Source organism: Halorubrum salinum, from assembly GCF_024494575.1.
Taxonomy (GTDB): domain Archaea; phylum Halobacteriota; class Halobacteria; order Halobacteriales; family Haloferacaceae; genus Halorubrum; species Halorubrum salinum.
Genome location: NZ_JANHDO010000001.1, coordinates 968,356 through 982,537, shown reverse-complemented (window position 1 = coordinate 982,537; position 14,182 = coordinate 968,356). Strand labels below are relative to the sequence as shown.

19 protein-coding genes are annotated in these 14,182 nt (G+C 68.7%); 8 read left to right on the top strand and 11 right to left on the bottom strand.

Features of this window, described 5'->3' with window-relative positions:
• The 4 genes from NO930_RS05310 to mce form a co-directional block, all read right to left on the bottom strand.
• Positions 1 to 174 (bottom strand): 30S ribosomal protein S27e, encoded by a 174-nt coding sequence (locus NO930_RS05310; protein WP_137784620.1) that lies wholly within the window; start codon positions 172 to 174, stop codon positions 1 to 3.
• A gap of 2 nt (positions 175 to 176) precedes the next feature.
• The gene (locus NO930_RS05305) at positions 177 to 458 is read right to left on the bottom strand and encodes a 50S ribosomal protein L44e (protein WP_008004085.1); all 282 of its coding nucleotides are present in this window, start codon (positions 456 to 458) and stop codon (positions 177 to 179) included.
• Between the two features lie 107 nt (positions 459 to 565).
• Positions 566 to 1,267, bottom strand: coding sequence for a cyclase family protein (locus tag NO930_RS05300; protein ID WP_256402733.1), 702 nt, complete (start codon positions 1,265 to 1,267; stop codon positions 566 to 568).
• A gap of 51 nt (positions 1,268 to 1,318) precedes the next feature.
• The gene (mce, locus tag NO930_RS05295) at positions 1,319 to 1,705 is read right to left on the bottom strand and encodes a methylmalonyl-CoA epimerase (protein WP_137783401.1); all 387 of its coding nucleotides are present in this window, start codon (positions 1,703 to 1,705) and stop codon (positions 1,319 to 1,321) included.
• Positions 1,706 to 1,829: 124 nt separating this feature from the next.
• On the opposite strand from mce, the gene NO930_RS05290 reads away from it, so the two are divergent.
• Positions 1,830 to 2,645 (top strand): formate/nitrite transporter family protein, encoded by an 816-nt coding sequence (locus NO930_RS05290; RefSeq protein ID WP_137783402.1) that lies wholly within the window; start codon positions 1,830 to 1,832, stop codon positions 2,643 to 2,645.
• 24 nt (positions 2,646 to 2,669) lie between these two features.
• Here the strand turns inward: NO930_RS05290 and NO930_RS05285 are convergent, their stop codons facing one another.
• Positions 2,670 to 4,346 (bottom strand): acyl-CoA mutase large subunit family protein, encoded by a 1,677-nt coding sequence (locus NO930_RS05285; RefSeq protein ID WP_256402731.1) that lies wholly within the window; start codon positions 4,344 to 4,346, stop codon positions 2,670 to 2,672.
• Positions 4,347 to 4,531: 185 nt separating this feature from the next.
• Between NO930_RS05285 and NO930_RS05280 the strand changes: the two genes are divergently transcribed.
• Together NO930_RS05280 and NO930_RS05275 are read left to right on the top strand one after the other, a co-directional pair.
• The gene (locus NO930_RS05280; RefSeq protein ID WP_137783404.1) at positions 4,532 to 5,197 is read left to right on the top strand and encodes an O-methyltransferase; all 666 of its coding nucleotides are present in this window, start codon (positions 4,532 to 4,534) and stop codon (positions 5,195 to 5,197) included.
• Positions 5,198 to 5,260: 63 nt separating this feature from the next.
• Positions 5,261 to 5,932 carry a metallophosphoesterase family protein gene (locus NO930_RS05275; RefSeq protein ID WP_256402730.1) on the top strand — a complete coding sequence of 224 codons (672 nt, stop codon included), beginning with the start codon at positions 5,261 to 5,263 and terminating at the stop codon, positions 5,930 to 5,932.
• A gap of 68 nt (positions 5,933 to 6,000) precedes the next feature.
• Here the strand turns inward: NO930_RS05275 and NO930_RS14065 are convergent, their stop codons facing one another.
• Positions 6,001 to 6,315 (bottom strand): hypothetical protein, encoded by a 315-nt coding sequence (locus NO930_RS14065; RefSeq protein WP_137783406.1) that lies wholly within the window; start codon positions 6,313 to 6,315, stop codon positions 6,001 to 6,003.
• Between the two features lie 340 nt (positions 6,316 to 6,655).
• Between NO930_RS14065 and NO930_RS05265 the strand changes: the two genes are divergently transcribed.
• The 4 genes from NO930_RS05265 to NO930_RS05250 all read left to right on the top strand — a co-directional run bounded on the left by NO930_RS05265 (position 6,656) and on the right by NO930_RS05250 (position 9,238).
• Positions 6,656 to 7,735, top strand: coding sequence for an NAD(P)/FAD-dependent oxidoreductase (locus tag NO930_RS05265; RefSeq protein ID WP_256402728.1), 1,080 nt, complete (start codon positions 6,656 to 6,658; stop codon positions 7,733 to 7,735).
• A 129-nt stretch (positions 7,736 to 7,864) separates the two neighbouring features.
• The gene (locus tag NO930_RS05260; protein ID WP_049982912.1) at positions 7,865 to 8,122 is read left to right on the top strand and encodes an MTH865 family protein; all 258 of its coding nucleotides are present in this window, start codon (positions 7,865 to 7,867) and stop codon (positions 8,120 to 8,122) included.
• 120 nt (positions 8,123 to 8,242) lie between these two features.
• Positions 8,243 to 8,962, top strand: a complete 720-nt coding sequence (locus NO930_RS05255; RefSeq protein ID WP_256402727.1) for a J domain-containing protein — start codon at positions 8,243 to 8,245, stop codon at positions 8,960 to 8,962.
• A 72-nt stretch (positions 8,963 to 9,034) separates the two neighbouring features.
• Positions 9,035 to 9,238 (top strand): hypothetical protein, encoded by a 204-nt coding sequence (locus NO930_RS05250; protein WP_137784905.1) that lies wholly within the window; start codon positions 9,035 to 9,037, stop codon positions 9,236 to 9,238.
• Between the two features lie 22 nt (positions 9,239 to 9,260).
• Here the strand turns inward: NO930_RS05250 and NO930_RS05245 are convergent, their stop codons facing one another.
• Both NO930_RS05245 and NO930_RS05240 read right to left on the bottom strand, forming a co-directional pair.
• A complete protein-coding gene (locus tag NO930_RS05245; RefSeq protein WP_256402726.1) occupies positions 9,261 to 10,076 on the bottom strand; it encodes an iron-sulfur cluster assembly protein in 816 nt (271 codons plus the stop codon).
• Positions 10,076 to 11,137 (bottom strand): amidohydrolase family protein, encoded by a 1,062-nt coding sequence (locus NO930_RS05240; RefSeq protein ID WP_256402725.1) that lies wholly within the window; start codon positions 11,135 to 11,137, stop codon positions 10,076 to 10,078. Before NO930_RS05240 ends, NO930_RS05245 begins: the two co-directional genes overlap by 1 nt.
• A 105-nt stretch (positions 11,138 to 11,242) precedes the next feature.
• Here NO930_RS05240 and NO930_RS05235 point away from each other — a divergent pair, with 105 nt between their 5' ends.
• Positions 11,243 to 12,283, top strand: coding sequence for an NAD(P)-dependent alcohol dehydrogenase (locus NO930_RS05235; protein WP_256402724.1), 1,041 nt, complete (start codon positions 11,243 to 11,245; stop codon positions 12,281 to 12,283).
• 58 nt (positions 12,284 to 12,341) lie between these two features.
• Here the strand turns inward: NO930_RS05235 and NO930_RS05230 are convergent, their stop codons facing one another.
• The 3 genes from NO930_RS05230 to NO930_RS05220 all read right to left on the bottom strand — a co-directional run bounded on the left by NO930_RS05230 (position 12,342) and on the right by NO930_RS05220 (position 14,115).
• Entirely contained in the window at positions 12,342 to 13,019 is a 678-nt protein-coding gene (locus tag NO930_RS05230; protein ID WP_256402723.1) for a metal-dependent hydrolase, read from the bottom strand.
• Positions 13,020 to 13,694, bottom strand: coding sequence for a metal-dependent hydrolase (locus NO930_RS05225; RefSeq protein WP_256402722.1), 675 nt, complete (start codon positions 13,692 to 13,694; stop codon positions 13,020 to 13,022). It lies immediately after the preceding gene.
• Between the two features lie 91 nt (positions 13,695 to 13,785).
• Positions 13,786 to 14,115, bottom strand: a complete 330-nt coding sequence (locus NO930_RS05220) for an ATP-binding protein (RefSeq protein ID WP_256402816.1) — start codon at positions 14,113 to 14,115, stop codon at positions 13,786 to 13,788.
• Between the last annotated feature and the right edge of the window lie 67 nt (positions 14,116 to 14,182).

Genomic DNA, 14,182 nt, shown 5'->3' with positions numbered 1-14,182 from the left:
TTACCGTGCCTCAACGGTCTCGACGATCTCGCCGTGGAACTCGGCCTCCCCGCCGGTCGGGGTCGCGAGCGTCGTGCCGCAGACCGCACACGACACCGTGGAGGAGGCTTTGCCGAAGACGACCTGTTCGTTCTCGCAGTCGCCGCAGGCGACGCGGTGGAAGCTTCCTGCCATGCTTACTCCTGGAACGTGAGCCGACCGGCGCGCCAGCCCTCGCGCATGTGCGCTTTGCCGCAGTCGCCGCAGCGGTACTTCAGGTGGGTCTTCTTCGTCGGCTTGTCGCCACCGGGCACCTTCGAGTACCCGCCGGCGTTGCCGATCGTCGCGAGCGCGCGGCGTCGCTGGCGCGCGTCGCGTTTCATCCCGGTCGCCCGACCCGATCGAACCTTCTCCACTTCGTGCTCCTGATGGGAGTCACAGTTGGGACAGTACGTGTTGAAACGACGTGGCATCTCCATGTATATCGACCTTGAATCGCGGTTCGTCGCCGACGCTTAAAACGGGTTTGGTCTGTCTCGCACCCGGGGACGCCCGTGCGAGGCGGGTCCCAGTCCGGCGTCGAGCGTCACGCCTCCCACTCCGCGACCGCCCGCACCGGCGATCCGTCGCCGTCGCGGAGGCGGAGCGGAAACGCGTACAGCCGGAATCGATCCGGCAGGCGGGCGAGAGAGCAGAGGTTCTCGACTATCGGCAGTCCGGCTCCCAACAACGCGTCGTGGGCGGGCGTGCCGGTCGGCTCGTCGCCTGCGGGCGTGCCGGTCGGCTCGCCGGTAGACGGATCGCCCGACTTCGACGCCGTCGGAGCCGGGGGCGTCGGGTCCGGCCCGAACGTGTCGAGGCCGACCCCCACGCCCAAGTCTCGACAGCGCTCCGCGGACGCCTCGGTCAGGTGGGGGTGGTCGCGGTAGCTGTCGGTTCCCCAGCGGTCCGCCCACCCCGTGTGAACGACGAGGAGGTCGCACTCGTCGCGGACCGACCCGGGTAGCGTCTCGGCCGCGATCGGCTCGCGCTCGCCGAGGGCGTCCGAGAGGTCGACGAGGCGGGCGTCGAGCGCGAACGAGCCCGCGTCGACCGCGTCTACCGGCTCTCCGTCGGCCAGCGTGTGTCGGGGCGCGTCGACGTGGGTGCCGGCGTGGCTCCCGGCCCGCAGCTCGCTCGTCGCGTAGCCGTCTTCCGCGTGTGTCGCGTCCGGCGACAGCGTCACCTCGGGGTCGCCGGGGTAGGTCGGCATTCCCGTCTCGATCGGCCGCGAGAGGTCGCGGAACATGGTCGGAGATGACCCCGTATCGGATAAAAGTCGTCGTCCGAGGCGTCGCGGTCAGTGCTCGACGAACTCCACGAGCACGCCGCCCGTCGAGCCCGGGTGCAAGAAGGCGACCTCGTGGCCCCACGCGCCCGGCCGCGGTTCCTCGTCGATGAGATCGACGCCGAGGGTACGGGCGCGGTCGAGCGCCGTCGGGAGGTCGTCCGTCGCGAGCGCGACGTGATGAATCCCCGGACCCTCGCGCTCCAAGTAGTCGGCTATCGTCCCGGCTTCGGCCGGCTCCAACAGCTCGAAATATCCGCCGTCGTCGAGTTCGAGGAAGACGAGAGACATCCCGTCGAACGTCTCCTCGTGAGCGATCGGGGCGTCGAACAGACCGTCGAACAGGTCGGCGAGGTCGGCCGCATCGCGCGTGGCGACCCCGACGTGGTCGAATCGCATTGTCGCGGATCCCGCGGCCACCGTATAAAAAGCAACGAGAGGCCCGCCGAACGCGGGTCATCGCACCTGTAGTACGGACGAAAGGCTTGGGTGCCGACGGCCGCAACCGGGAACCGGACTCGTCGTGAACGACACTACCACCGACGCGGACGTCCCTGACGGGTCGTCGACGCCGACGTCTCGGAACATCCTCGATTCGATCATCGACAGCGCGCTCAACGAGATCCATCGGGAGCGGTCCGGCCTGCTGTTGTCGGGGTTCTCCGCGGGGCTCGACATCGGGTTCGGACCGCTGGTGATGGCCGTGGTGCTGACGCTCTCACCGGGCGGGTACGGCGACCTCACGACCGAACTGCTCCTCGCGACCGTCTACTCCGTCGGCTTCGTGTTCGTGATCCTCGGACGGTCGGAGCTGTTCACGGAACACACCATGCTCGCGGTGATCCCCGTCCTCGACCGGCAGGCGTCGTGGGGAGAGCTGGGGCGGCTCTGGGGGTTGGTGTACGTCGGCAACCTCGTCGGCGGGCTGTGTTTCACCCTGCTCGCGGTGCTTTTGACTCCCGGACTGGGCGTCGTCGAGGCGTCCGCCTTCGAGGAAATCGCGCTCAAACTCGTCACCCACGACCTGCCGTGGCTGTTCGTCGGCGGGCTGTTCGCCGGATGGCTGATGGGACTGTTGGCGTGGCTCATCGCGGCGGCCCAAGAGACGACGAGCCGACTCATTCTGGTCGTCGTCGTGACGGGGACCATCGGTCTGCTCCACCTGCCGCACTCGATCGCGGGCAACGTGGAGGTGCTCTTCGGGCTGTTCGTCTCCCCCGCGATCACCGTGGCCGACTACCTGACGTTCCTCGCGCTCGCGACGGTCGGCAACGCGGTCGGCGGCTCGGTGTTCGTCGCGACGCTGAAGTACGGCCACGTCGTCCGCGGTGCGGACTGACGGCGAACCCCGACCCGGGTCGGATCACCGTCCCGGCTTGTACTCCCCGAACTCCTCGCGGAGCACGTCGCTTATCTCTTGGACCGTCGCGTACGCCTTCACGGCGTCGACGATGTGGGGCATGACGTTCTCCGATCCCCGTGCGGCCTCGCGCAGCGATCCGAGCGCGTCGTCGACGGCGTCGTCGTCGCGGTCGGCTTTCACTTCTTGGAGGCGCTCGCGCTGTGCCTGCTCCTGTTCCGGATCGACCTCCTCTAGGTCCATCTCGGGCTCCTCGTCGACCTCGTACTCGTTGACGCCGACGATGATCCGCTCGCCCTCCTCGATCTCCTCCTGCCGGTCGAAGGCGACGTCCTGGATCTGCCGCTGGACCCACTGGCTCTTGACCGCCTCCAGCATGCCGCCGCGGCGGTCGACCTCGTCCAGTATCTCGAAGGCGTCCTCCTCGATCCCGTCGGTGAGGTTCTCGACGTAGTAGGAGCCGGCCAGCGGGTCGATCGTGTCCGCCGCGCCCGACTCGTGGGCGAGGATCTGCTGGGTCCGGAGCGCGGTCCGGACCGACTGCTCGGTGGGGAGCGCGAGCGCCTCGTCTTTGCCGTTGGTGTGGAGGCTCTGGGTGCCGCCGAGCACCGCCGCGAGCGCCTGGTACGCGACGCGGACGACGTTGTTCTCGATCTGTTGGGCGGTCAGCGTGGAGCCGCCGGTCTGCGTGTGGAACTTGAGCTGCTTGGATTTGGGATTCTCGGCTCCGAACCGCTCTTCCATTATCTGCGCCCACATCCGGCGCGCGGCGCGGAACTTCGCGGCCTCCTCGAAGATGTTGTTGTGCGCGTTAAAGAAGAAGGAGAGCTGCGGGGCGAAGTCGTCGACGTCGAGCCCGGCGTCGATGGCGGCCTGCACGTACTCGATGCCGTTTCCGAGCGTGAACGCGACCTCTTGGGCCGCGGTCGAGCCGGCCTCGCGGATGTGATACCCCGAGATGGAGATCGTGTTGAAACTCGGGGTCTCGGCGGCACAGAACTCGAAGATGTCCGTGATGAGCCGCATCGAGTGCTCGGGCGGGTAAATATAGAGGTTCCGCGCGATGTACTCCTTCATGATGTCGTTCTGGATCGTCCCGCGGAGCTGTTCGCGGGGGACGCCCTGCTTGTCGCCCATCGCGACGTACATCGCGAGGAGGACTCCGGCGGGAGCGTTGATCGTCATCGACGTCGACACCTCGTCTAAGGGGATCCCGCCGAAGACGGTCTCGAAGTCGTCGAGGGTGTCGATGGCGACGCCCGAGCGTCCCACCTCGCCCTCGGCCATCGCGGCGTCGGAGTCGTACCCCATCTGCGTCGGGAGGTCGAACGCCATCGAGAGCCCCGACGAACCCTGGTCGATGAGGTAGTTGAACCGCTCGTTCGTTTCCGCCGCGGTCCCCATCCCGGCGTACTGGCGCATCGTCCAGAGCCGTCCGCGGTGCATCGTCGAGTAGACGCCGCGCGTGTACGGCTCCTCGCCCGGGTTCCCGAGGTCCTCGCGGTAGTCGTTGTCCGGGATGTCGGCGGGCGTATACAGCGGATCGACCTCCTGACCGCCCGTGTCGGTGGTGAACGACTCCTTCCGCTCGCCGAACCGGTCGACGGTCTCGCCGTAGGTCCCCTCTTCCCACGACTCTTTGGCCTCCCGGATGGCGTCCAGTTCGTCAGGATCGTACATTAGTGAGACAGAGTGGCGAACGCGACTTAACAGTTTTCAGAATCTCGTTCATCGACGGACGTCGTCCCTTCCGACGTCCACGAGGCGCGCCGAGGTCGCGCGTCGCTCGCCCGCGAGCAGACGGCGGAGCACGCGGGGGACGAGCGGTCGCCCGGTTTCAAGTATCGTGCGGTAGATTCGCACGCATGGACGCACGCGCAGACGCCGTCGAGCGGTTCCTCGCCGCGACCGCGCCCGACCACACGCCGATACAGGCGGAGATGGCCGACCTCGCCGACGACTGGGGGTTTCCGACCATCGGGCCGGAAGCTGGCGCGGTGCTCCGGCTCCTCGCCCGGCTGACCGACGCCGAGCGCGTCTTCGAGTTCGGCTCCGGGTTCGGCTACTCCGCGAGTTGGTTCCTCCGCGGCGGCGCGGACGCCGTGGTCTGCACCGAATTCGACGAGGAGGAGGCCGAACGCGGCGTGCAGTTCGCGGCCGAGGGCGGCTACGCCGATAGGGTGACGTTCGAAGTAGGCGACGCGATGGAGACGATAACGCGTTACGACGGCCCCTTCGACCTCGTCCTGATCGACCACCAGAAACACCGGTACGCCGACGCCTATCGAGCGGTCCTCTCGAAGGTCCGGGCCGGCGGCGTGATCGTCGCGGACAACGTCACGCGCGGCCCCATCGAGTTCGCCGACCTCGTGGCGCACTTCGAGGACGGCGCGCCGCTCCCGGACGCCGAAGTCGACGCCGAGACGCGCGGCATCGGCGAGTACGTCGGTACCGTCTGCTCCGACGACGCGGTCGAGACCGCGGTCCTCCCGGTCGGCTCCGGAATCACGGTGTCGACGAAGGTGCGCTGATGACCCCGCGTTCTCACCCGGTGACCCGAACTTCTTCGGGCCTCGGCGGCGAACCCCGTCTCGATGAAGGTGGGGCTCATCTCGGACGTTCACGCGAACCTGCCAGCGCTCGAGGCCGTCCTCGACGACATGCCAGCCGTCGACCGGATCGTCTGTGCCGGCGACGTGGTCGGCTACAACCCGTGGCCGGCCGAGTGCGTCGAGCGCGTTCGCGACGTCGCGGCGGCGACGGTTCGCGGCAACCACGATCGGACGGTCGAGACGCCCGAGCGCTATCGGGCGAACCGAATGGCCGAGGCGGGGCTCGAACACGCGAAGACGTCGCTGTCCGACGATCAGCTCGCGTGGATCCGCGGGCTCCCGCGGTCCGCAGAGGTCGCGGGCGGGCGGTACCTGCTGGTCCACTCACACCCCGCGGCGGAGCGCGAGGACGCCTACGTCTACCCGGAGGAGTTCGGATCGCTCGACCGCCACATGGGCGAGTACGACGGGATCGTGCTCGGGCACACCCACGTACAGGGGGCGCGCTCGGTCGGTGGCGGCGTCGTGGTCAACCCCGGTAGCGTCGGTCAGCCCCGCGACGGCGACCCCGACGCCGCCTACGCCGTCCTCGACGCCGCGAGCGACGAAGCGGACCTCCGACGGGTCGGTTACGACGTCGATCGCGTCGCCGAGGCGGCCGCTGACGCCGGGCTCCCGGAGCGGACCGCAGAGCGGCTCTATCAGGGGAAGTGACCGCACGGTCGCTCTCGTCCGAGGCTCGAAGCGCGGTCACCAACCCCGGCGAGCATCACGAAGCGGGGTCACCAGACCCCGGCGAGCATCAGGAGGTTCCGCGCGGCCGCGAGAATCGAGAGCAGCCCGACGCCGCCGCACATCAGCGTGGCGACGAGCCGGCGGGAGCCGCCCGCGATCGCGACCGGGACGCCGATGAGCACCATGCCGACGGCCTTGGTGATCACCATCCCGCGGAGCGGACCGAACAGGGTGATGAGCGCGCCGCCGACCGGCGACCCCTCGACGTACTCGCCGGTGGTGATGGCGAGGTACGTGGACCCCACGTCGGCGAGGGTGCCGACGACGAGGAGGACCGCGGCGAGAGCGAGACGGGAGGGCACTGAGCGACCGAACGCGGCGCGCGCAAATAAGTTTCCGGGGCGCGGAGCGGTCGCGGCGCGCGATCTCCGCAGTCGGTGTTCCCCCCAGCCGAGCAGGAGGCCGAGCGCGACGACGGCGACCCAGCCGAGGAGGAACCAGCCGAACGGCGTCGGCCCGACGGGCGCGGGCGGAGTGGCCGGGGCCACGTACGCCGTCCACGTCTCGTACGCCGCACGGCCTCCGTTCGGACCGAAGACGGGCAGGATCTCGACGCGACTGCCACCGACCGTGACCGCGGGCTGGTCGCGGCGCGCGCACAGCACGACGCCATTTAAACCGGAGGACGCCCAACTAGCGGTAATGAGTTCGTCCGACGACGACTACGATATCGCGGTGGTCGGCGGCGGCCCGGCCGGGCTGACGACCGCGCTGTACGGTACGCGACTGGGTCACGACACGGTGCTCGTCGACCGCGGCGGGGGCCGAGCGGCGATGATGGCAGACACCCATAACGTGATCGGCGTCACCGAGGAGACCTCCGGCAACGAGTTCCTCGCGATCGGTCGCGAGCAGGTGCAGTCGTACGGCGGCACGTTCGAGCGCGGGTTCGTCACCGACATCGACCGCGACGACGACGGTCGGTTCCGTCTCTCGGTCGGCGACGACGAGCTTCGCGCCGACCGCGTCGTGCTCGCGACCGGGTTCTCCGACGAGCGTCCCGACCCGCCGCTCCCGCGGACCGGCAAGGGACTGCACTACTGTCTCCACTGTGACGCCTACATGTTCGTCGACGAGCCGGTGTACGTGATGGGCCACGGCGAGGCGGCCGCCCACGTCGCGATGATCATGCTCAACGTCACCGACGAGGTGGACCTCCTGACCCGCGGCGCGGAGCCGACGTGGAGCGACGAGACCGCCGCCCAGCTGGAGGCCCACCCGGTCGACGTCGTTCACGAGGACGTGGTCGGCGTCGAGAACGATCCGGACTCCGGCTGGCTCGACGCCTTAGAGTTCGAGGACGGGACGACCCGCGAGTACCGCGGCGGCTTCCCCATGTACGGCTCCGACTACAACACCGGCCTCGCGAAGGGGCTCGGCTGTGACCTCACCGACGACGGCACGGTCGACGTCGACGACCACGGCCGTACGAGCGTCGAGGGCGTGTACGCCGTCGGAGACGTGACGCCCGGACACAATCAGGTGCCCGTCGCGATGGGTCAGGGCGCGAAAGCCGGACTCGCGATCCACAAGGAACTTCGCGAGTTCCCCCGCTCGAAGGAGTCCGTCGCCCGAGACGGCCCCGTCGCCGACGACGAGGTGCCCGCCATCTCGCCCGAACTCATGGCGACCGCCGTCGCCCACGAGGGGCACGCGGGCGGGCCGCGAGAGGAAGCGAACCGAGAGGCGGCCGCCGAGACGCCGCGGGCCGACGACGACTGAAGCGGCTCGGCGTTCCGACGACGACCGAAGCGCGGCGAGGGCGCGGACGACGCCCCGGCGACTGAGTCCTCGCAGACGCCCGCTCTGTGTGTCGCAACGCTTTTGCGGTCACTCACGGGACTGGGGTGTATGAGCGACGTGAGATCTGAGCTTCGCGAACAGTTCCTGGACGCCTTCGACGGCGCGGACTACCCGGTCGAATCCCAGATGGACCTCGTCCCGGTGCTCCCCGACGGTCCGACGACGACGTTCGAGGCCGGAGACGTGCGCGTCACCGCGATGGAGCTCGCCTCGAAGCTCGGCGGCGAACAGGAGTTCCCGTACGAGTCGGCGGAGGCGCTCGTCGACGACATCCTCGACGGGCTCGAAGCGAAGGGCCTGATCTGATCGGACCGACCGCCCACCGCCGACGCTGAGCGCTGTTCGCCGCCTCTCGCCCGCGTCGTTGCGGCTGTCCAGACCCGGACCGGGCGAGAGGTTGATACGCGGCGAGCCGCAACTAGCGTCGTGGTCGTCGAATCCGTCACCGCGCTGCCGACGTGGGTACTCCTCGGGGTCGCGGCCGGCATCGTCGCCTCCGGCGTCGTCGCGCTCGTCTTCTACCTCGGCGACAGACTCATCGCTCCCGGCGGAACGGCGAGCGACGGCAGACGGCACACGGGCGACGAGCGCCGCCGCCGCGAGATCCGAGACTACCTGACGGCGACGGACGTCCGATTCACCGAGGACCACGCCCTCGGCGAGGTCGGCGTTCCCTTTTATCTACCCGAGCGAGACGTCGCCATCACGTTCGACGCGCACGACTACTTCAGACTGGAGGGAGAAGGCGTGTACACGGTGCTCTGTGAACACGAGATGCCCGGACGCGGGCTCGGCCGGCGGTTGCCCTTCGACGTGACCGAGCCCGACTGGGGGACGCGGGGAGGTGCCGCCACGTCGGCCCCCGATCCGGTCGCCGCCGCGTTCGACGAGCTCGACGTCCCCCGCGGCGCCGACGGCGACGAGGTGAAACGCGCGTACCGCGAGCGCGTCAAGGAGACGCATCCCGATCAGGGCGGCGACGAGGAGTCGTTCCGACGCGTCCGGGAGGCGTACGCGACGGCTCGCAACCACGTCGGCGAACGGAGTGACCGAAGCGGCACGCCCCGGGAGGCCGACGCGGCGAGCCGACGGGGACGAGGCCGCCGCTCCCGTCACGCCGAGCCGCCGACCGGATTCGGGCGGTGACGTCGGTTCGCGTCGAAGCCGGTCGACCAACTCGCGGTGAACGCTTTTGTCGTTCGGAACGTATCGCGACCTGTGAACACTGACACCGCCTGTCTCGGCTGTGGCGAACCGTTCGACTGGGGAGACGGCGACTGTCCGGCGTGCGGCTGGAGCCGCGACGAGTGGGCCGACCGCGGTCGACACGGCCTGCAAAAAGACGGCCACGGCGAGCCCGACGAAGACGGTCGTTCCGGCGCGGCCGGGGGCGGACTCGGCGGGCTCGGCCCGATACGGTGACCGGGGCGGAGCCGAGACGCGCTTACCCGCTCTCGTCGTCCGACCCGTGGCGAGCCCTGTGGAGCGCGTCGCACACCGCGCCCTGTCCGCTCATGTTGACGTCGGCGAGGCGGGCGCGCTTCTGGACCCGGTCGAGCCGGTCGGGCGCGATCTGATCGCCCTCTGGCGTCAGAAACAGCGTGTCACCGGCGTCGGTGACGTGGCCGCTCGCGGCCGCCCGGTTCACGTACGTCTCGATCGGGTCGCGGTCGACGACGACGGAGAGCCCGTCGAGTTCGACGTGCGCGGCCTCGCCGTCGAACGTCACGTCGTCGCGGTCGAGCGCGACGATCTGCGCCGGATCGACGCCGGCGTCGAGCAGCGTCGAGATCGCCTCGCGCTGTCGCGAGACCCGGGCCTTGTCGGCGATGGCGGCCCTGACTTCGGCGACGCCGCCGTCGGCGTCTGGGAACGTCTCGCCGAAGGTGTCGCGGGCGTTGACGCCCGTCGTGATCTCCTCGTCGTGCATGTGGTCGCACAGCTCGATCCGCGCCGTGTCGACCCACGCGAGCGACTCGACCTCGTCGCGGGCGTCGACCGCCATCATCCACGCGAACGCCGGCGAACACCACGCGGTCGGGAGGGTGAACTGCACGAGCACGCGTCCGCCGTCGATATCGATCGCGTCGACGTAGTCGAGTTCGACGATCGACCGGGCCAGCTCGGGGTCCTCGACGCGGTCGAGCCTGTCGCGAACCGCCACGACGCGCGGACCGTCTGTCAGCTCCGCGGCGTCGGCGGTGTCGCCGGTGTCGGCGGAACCGGCGTCGCCGCCGGGGTCCGTGCGGCTCCCAGACATCAGTCCGCCGCGGCCCCCGCGTCGCCGCCGTAGTGGTCGGCGAGGTCGAACCGTTCGGTGACGGCGTCGTCTCGGAACTGGCGTTTCTTCTCTTCGATGTCGATATCGTACAGCCGGGCGGCGTTCTCGCCCATGACTTTCTTCATCGTGTCGACGTCGAGTTCGACGCCGTACTCGTCGCGCTGCTCGTCGGTGAGTTCGGCGTTCATCACCTGATCGACGAGCCAGTCGGGGTTCCACAGCGCGTAGTCGGAGCCGAACAGGATGCGGTCTTCGCCGAGCCAGTAGAGCAGCTCGCCCATGATCTCGCCGAACTTCCGCTTCCGGTTCGTCGACATCGCCGACGCGACCGCGAGGCCGCCGTAGACGTTCGGCTCCTGAGCCGCGATCCAACAGAAGTCGTCGAGCCGCGGGAGCCCGACGTGGTTGACGATGAAGTTGAGTTCGGGGAACGACGACGCGGCGTCGTCGACGTCCTTCACGTCGAAGGCGTCGCGGTTGAGCGGGCGGATCGTCGGTCCCTTGTGGGCGTTGATGTTCTCGATCCCGAGGTCGGCGCACTTCTCTAAGAACTCGAAGGCGTCGTCGCTGTCGAGCCGCCACCCCTTCGAGTCGTCGCGCCACGCAGCCGTGTACAGCTTCACGCCGGGGATGTCGTACTCCTCTTTGAGGTGTTCGAGGTAACGGAGCCCCTCCTCGCCGTCACGGGGGTCGAAGCTCCCGTTCAACACGAACCGCTCCGGGTACTCCTCGGCCAACTCGGCGTTCTGTTCGGTCGTGTTGAACCCCTCGTCGTAGAACTCCGTGAGGTACGTGGGCTGGAAGATCGCCATGTCGGCCGCCGCGTTCCCGAACAGGTCGGTCGCCATCCGGTCTGCGCCGTAGTGACGGTACTCCTCCATGTCCCACTGCTTCTCCTCCGGCGTGAATCCCGTGTGATAATCGTAGAAACACTGGATGAACTGCTCGCCCCCCTCGTGCGTGATGTTCTCCGTGCGAGCGTCCCACAGGTGGACGTGCCCGTCGATGACGAAGATCTCCTCACCGTCCATCTCGTACATGCGTTTCTGTGTGTGGTCCGACCACACATAACAATAAGGATCGTTCAGTATAATTACAAGACTATAACGAACGTTTATGCAGGAGGAAACGAGACAGTGTCTCACATGCAAGCTGCCCGACTCCACGAGTACACGGACGACATGACCGAGGGGCTGCAGATCGACGAGGTCGATCGGCCGCACGCGACCGGAGCCAGCGACGTGATAGTCGAGGTCGAGGGCGCGGGCTGGTGTCAGACCGACAATCACATCATCGAGGGGATGTGGGAGGAGTACGTCCCGCAGGACCTCCCGATGACCTTGGGCCACGAGAACGCGGGGACCGTCGTCGAGACGGGCGACGACGTCGAGATCGTCTCCGAGGGGGACGCGGTGATCTGTCACCCCGTACAGACCTGTGGCACCTGTCGGCCCTGCCGGCTCGGCGAGACGATGTACTGCGAGAACGACGCGTTCAACGGGCTGACGACCGACGGCGGCTTCGCCGACTACCTCCACACCAGCGAGCGCTCCGTGATCCCGCTGCCGGGCGGCGTCGATCCGGTCGACATCGCGCCGCACGCCGACGCCGGCATCACGGCGTACCACGCGGCGAAGAAGGCGGTCGGCGAACTGAACCCCGGCGACCACGCGGTCGTCATCGGCATCGGTGGGCTCGGCCACATCGGGCTCCAGTGTCTCGACGCGATGAGCGCGGCGCGGATCACCGCGGTCGACGTGAAAAACGCCGCGCTCGACCTCGCGGACCGGTACGGCGCCGACCACCTCGTCAACCCGACGGAGGCCGACGTGCCCGCCGAAGTCGAGTCCATCACCGACGGGACGGGTGCCGCGCAGGTGCTCGACTTCGTCGGCGCGGACCAGACGACCGCCTACGCGCCCGACGTCACCGCCGCCGGCGGCGACCACCACATCATCGGCTACGGCGGACACATCCACGAGCCGGCGCAGGCCTTGGTGAACGGCGAGTTCTCGTTCGTCGGCAACATCGTCGGGCGGTACGCCGAGCTACAGGAGCTCGTCGCGCTCGTCGAGCAGGGCGACGTGGATCTACACACCAGCCGGTACGACCTCGGCGACGTGAACACCGTCGCAGAAAAGCTCGAACACGGTGAGATCGACGGCCGCGCCGTGATCACGCCGTAGGCGACGCCGCTGCGCCGCGGACGGACGAACCTCGCGCCGATTTTCACAGCTTGCGGGTTCACACGTCGCCTTGCAGCCGCCGCGCCGCGAGCGTGAACAGCCCGAGTCCGATCAGGTAGAGCCGCCAGCCCGCGTTCGCGACCGGGAACCGGCGGTCGACCGGCTCCTCGGTGACCTCGTCGGGGTCCCGTGGCTCGACGGGGTTGTTCACGTGGACCGTCTCTGTGGTTCCGGTCACGCCGGCGTCGACCGCCCGCCGCCCCGTTTCGGGATCTACCTGCACCTCCACGAACGTCTGCGTGAACCCCTCGGCGGTCGAGAAGACGACCTCCCCGTCGAGGTGGACGAACCGGTCGACGAGCGGCCAGGCGACGTTGACGCCGTCGAGATGCGTCCAATCGAGGCCGACGTGCGCGAACGCGTGGGCGAACAGCGCGACCCACGCGACGGCGATCCACCGGTCCGCGCGCTCGAAGTCGTCGAGTCGGCTCCGGACGAGCGATCGGTCCCGAATTCGGGTGTCGTAGTAGAGGAGCCCCGCGGCGAGGGCGGGGAACACGAGGGTGTGGCCGACCGTCCGGTGTGCGCCGGGCATGAACGGGCCGAGGAAGCTGTCCACCTCGGGGACCACGACGATCACGAGCAGCGCCGCGAGCGCCCGCCGGTCGTAGTGCCTTCCGAGGAGACCGGCGGCCAACAGGAGCGCGAAGCCGGCGTGGACGACCGTCGAGGGCATTCAGCGCGTCACCTCCGCGTCCGTCTCCCGGAACCGGACCGCGAGCATCGCGACCGCGCTCGCGACGACGATCAGCTGCCAGCCGGTCCGGACGAGCGCGATTTCCCGCTCGGCGTCGAGCGAGAGCCCCGGTCGGCCGTCCGGGTTCACCCACGTCGGAACGGCGTGGGTCGCGCTCGTACCGAGCCGTTCGATCGGGAGCACGCCCGGGCCCTCTCTGCCGAGCGTCACGAACGTCTGGACTATCCCCTCCTGTGTCGAGAACACGAGCCGTCCGGAGACGAGGTAGTAGGCGTCGTGGACCGGATACAAGGGGTTCACTCCCGCCCGCCAGAACAGGTCGGGCCCGATCCCGGCGACGACGAACGACGCCAGCGCCACCCACGCGACCCGGACGGCGCGGTCGCCCGTCGCCCCGACCGCGCGCTCGCGGAGCCACGACCGCTCGCGGTGTGCCGTGTCCCACCGGAGCGCGACCCCGACTGCGAGCGGGATCCAGAGCGCGTGAAAGAGCGCGTTCGTCGCCCCCGGAACGGCGAGGCTCGCGACCGCGTCGAGGTCGGGAGCCGCCGCGGCCGCGACGACGATCGCGACCGATCGGCGGTCGAAGGCGGACCCGAGCAAGGCCGCCGCGAGCAGCGCGCCGACGGCGGCGCTGACCAGCGTCGGTGCCATACGCGACCCTGACGGTCGCACGGCGATAAGCGCACCGGGGATCGGGCGTCGTCCTGTCGTCCGAGCGCCGTGACCGCGCCGCCGTCTCCGATTACCCGTCGTCTGTCGGCGGCTCCGATACCTTCGGAAGCGAGATGGAGACGACGTTCCCGCGGGGGGAGTTCTCCTCGAACGTCAACTCGCCGCCGAGAGACTCGACGCACCACTGCATCACCCACAGACCGACGCTCGTACCGTGAAAGGTGCTGCTGGTCTCGACGTCCTCCAAGAGGACGTCGATCTCCGTCTTCGGAATCGACGGCCCGTCATCGGCGATACGGACCGTTCCCTGCGCGGTCTCCCCCTCGTCGACCACTGAGACGGTGACTGACGGCGACTCACGATCGTTGTGGTCGACCGCGTTCCGGAGCGCGTGGTCGATCTTAATTATTTAAGTATATATGCCTATTGAGGTAACGTACGACCAATACGAAAAGAGATATATAAAC